Origin of the sequence: Mesorhizobium sp. M7A.F.Ca.CA.002.09.1.1 (assembly GCF_003998555.1) — a bacterium.
Lineage (GTDB): Bacteria > Pseudomonadota > Alphaproteobacteria > Rhizobiales > Rhizobiaceae > Mesorhizobium > Mesorhizobium ciceri.
The window spans coordinates 1-2,688 of sequence record NZ_RZRR01000777.1; the positions used below are offsets into that span (position 1 = coordinate 1).

At 64.7% G+C, this 2,688-nt stretch carries 5 protein-coding genes; 2 read left to right on the forward strand and 3 right to left on the reverse strand.

Features of this window, described 5'->3' with window-relative positions; all coding sequences use genetic code 11:
* Positions 1–318, forward strand: a 318-nt coding sequence (locus EN994_RS26065) for a LysR substrate-binding domain-containing protein (RefSeq protein WP_245466089.1), incomplete at its 5' end; no start/stop codon positions are given.
* Between the two features lie 4 nt (positions 319–322).
* Here EN994_RS26065 and EN994_RS26070 read toward each other — a convergent pair.
* From EN994_RS26070 to EN994_RS26080, 3 genes are read right to left on the reverse strand one after another with little or no spacing between them, the layout of a single operon-like run.
* The gene (locus EN994_RS26070) at positions 323–850 is read right to left on the reverse strand and encodes a GNAT family N-acetyltransferase (RefSeq protein ID WP_063170265.1); all 528 of its coding nucleotides are present in this window, start codon (positions 848–850) and stop codon (positions 323–325) included.
* 44 nt (positions 851–894) lie between these two features.
* A complete protein-coding gene (locus tag EN994_RS26075; protein ID WP_013531040.1) occupies positions 895–1,203 on the reverse strand; it encodes a hypothetical protein in 309 nt (102 codons plus the stop codon).
* A gap of 4 nt (positions 1,204–1,207) precedes the next feature.
* The gene (locus tag EN994_RS26080; RefSeq protein WP_027160588.1) at positions 1,208–1,771 is read right to left on the reverse strand and encodes an XRE family transcriptional regulator; all 564 of its coding nucleotides are present in this window, start codon (positions 1,769–1,771) and stop codon (positions 1,208–1,210) included.
* Positions 1,772–1,925: 154 nt separating this feature from the next.
* On the opposite strand from EN994_RS26080, the gene EN994_RS26085 reads away from it, so the two are divergent.
* On the forward strand, positions 1,926–2,688 hold a 763-nt coding region (locus EN994_RS26085), incomplete at its 3' end, for a DUF87 domain-containing protein (protein WP_127307925.1).

Here is a 2,688-nt window from a genome sequence, read left to right on the forward strand (position 1 = left end):
CTTCTGGTTGCCGGCGCGCGCGAGATGTGGGCGGAATGGTTCGCTGCCGCCAGGCTGGCCGGCCATCCCAGGCGATCGCACCGCTTCGACAGCTTCGTTGCCGCCATGGAAGCGGCCAAGGCCGGCGCCGGCGTGCTTTTGGGCTCGCGGCCGCTGGTCGATGCGGCGCTCGACAGCAAGACGCTGGTCAGGCTTTCCGACTTCGAACTCTCCAGCACATCGGGCCATTTTCTGACCAAGGCGTCGACAGCGCGCCTAACCGGCGCCGAGCAGGATTTCCGCCAGTGGTTGCTGTCGCGCCTCTCCGCGCCGGCATGATTGGTTACGAGATTTGCCCGATCCGCTTCCAGTAGATCAGCGTGCCGGTCAGCCCGCCATGCGGCTTCAGGGCATAGTCCGGTATCTCACCGGCCAGCGTGAAGCCCAACCGCTCATAGAGGCCTGAGGCGCCCTCCTCGGTTGCCGTGTCCAGAACCAGCAGCGTGCGGCCCTTCTCCACCGCAAGGCTCTCGGCGGCCCGCATCAGGCGCGTTCCCACGCCCCTGCCCCGGTAGTCTGTGCGTGTCATCAGCTTGGCGATCTCGGCCCGGTGCGGCTGGTTGGGCGGACAGTCGGGCAGCAAGGTCACGGTGCCGACCAGGTTTTTGCCGTCCCAGGCGCCAAGCATCGCTCTTTCGCCCCTTGCCGCCGCGGCCAGCGATTTCTCCCAGAAACCCCTCGCCGCCTGCGGCGCCAACGGATGCATGAAGCTGACCGAACCGCCTGCCGCCACCGTTGCGACCAGCAATTCGGCCAGCCCGTCCTGCGTCTCGGCAGCCGGGGTCAGGGTTGCGATCTCGATCGAGTTCATGTGCGGGATATCCTGTGATTGCGATAGAAGCGGGCGCATTGCCGTCACTCCAGATGGCGCGCGCGGCGACGCTTTCGCGCCGCCTTGATGGCGCTGATGCGGTCGGCATCTTCGTGCCCGAGGTGCCGCCCGCGCTCGAGAATCTCGAGCGTGTACTCCTCGTAGGTCAGGCCAAGCCGCTCGGCTCTGTCCATGCGCAACAGCATGACCTCGTGGCTCGGCGCCTTCCACGCCTTGGCGTGCGCTGCCTGCCAGGCCAGGAAGATATAGGGATCGCCCGTGCCCCATGGCGGGCCCTTGTACTCATCGAGAGGCGGCCCCCCATTGTGGGAGCGCTTTGGTCTCTTTGCCATTGTGTCAGCCTCTGACCAGGGCGACCAGATAGTCGGCGCCGGGCTCCAGGGCATGGAAGGTGCAGTCCGACGGCGCCCCAAGCGCCAGGCAGTCGCCGGGCTCGAGCTTGTGCGCCATATCGCCTTCGATGAATTCGAGCCGCCCGGAAATCAGCCATATCTGCTGCTTGATGAAGGCGTATGAAGCAGCCGGAAAACTGACCCTGGCGCCCGCCGGCAGATGCACCTTGATCAGTTCCAGCGGCATATCGCCAGCCGGCGAAAGATGCCGCCTGACATAGCCGGTATCGGGATCGCGCCATACCGGCTGGTCGGCCTCGCGCAGCAGCCCGCCGCCCTGCAGCTCGGCGCGCGCGATCAAGGTCGACAGCGTCATGCCGAAGGCCGACGCGATGCGCACCAGAAGCGCCGCCGTCGGGCTGGTCTTGCCTCGCTCGATCGTGCTGAGCATCGCCTTCGAGACGCCGGAATGCTCCGCCAGTTCGGCCAGGGACCAGTCACGCATGACCCTTTCGGCGTGTATCCTGCGGCCTATCGTCGAGGAAATTTCGTTCGCTATATCATCCATATGTCTATTATAGTGAAATATTGACGCCGGAGAAGAGCCGCCTTGCGACAATTTTCACAGGCCCCTTAATGCTCTCTACACCATCCGACCTCATCGGGCCTTAACCCCATTCGGGTAGGATCGACTCTCCAGGGAAATGGGGATTGGCCTGTCCATGTATGTCGAACGCGAAGCCTCCGTGGGGGAACCGACCTCGCAGGAGCGCCGCCAGACCGAGCAGAACGACAAGCGCATCCTCGGCAATGTCGTGCAATGCGACGGCGCTCGCGCCACCATCAGCGCCTATGCGGACGATGCCGACGGCGCGGTGACCGGCCTGTGGACAGTCGGCAAGATGATTTCCATCAATCTCGGATCGACGCGAACCGTCGGCCTTGTCTACGCGATCGGCAAGTCGGACCGCGCCTGGAGCAATGAGGGCCAGAACGCCATCGAGGTCAGCATCGAGTTGATCGGCGAAGTCCGTGACGGTGCGGAGCCCGGCGCCAGACCGGTCTTCGACCGCGGCATCACCACCTATCCGCATATCGGCGCCGTTGCGCATCGCATCCGCACCCGCGACCTGCAGGCGGTCTATGACCTTGCCGGGCGTCATTCGATCACGATCGGCACGCTCGCGCAGGACGAGACGATCGCCGCCAACATCGCTATCGACGATACGCTGGCGCGTCACTTCGCCATTGTCGGCACGACCGGCGTCGGCAAATCCACCGCCGTTTCGCTGCTGCTGCGCAAGTCGATCGCGGCACGGCCGGATCTGCGCATCCTGATCCTCGACCCGCACAACGAGTTCGCGGCATCGCTGCCCGAATACTGCGTCAGGGTCGATTCCAAAACCTTGGATCTTCCGTTCTGGATGTTCACGCTGGAGGAATTCGCCGAGGTGCTGTTCCGGGGCCGCGAGACCGAGCCGGAAG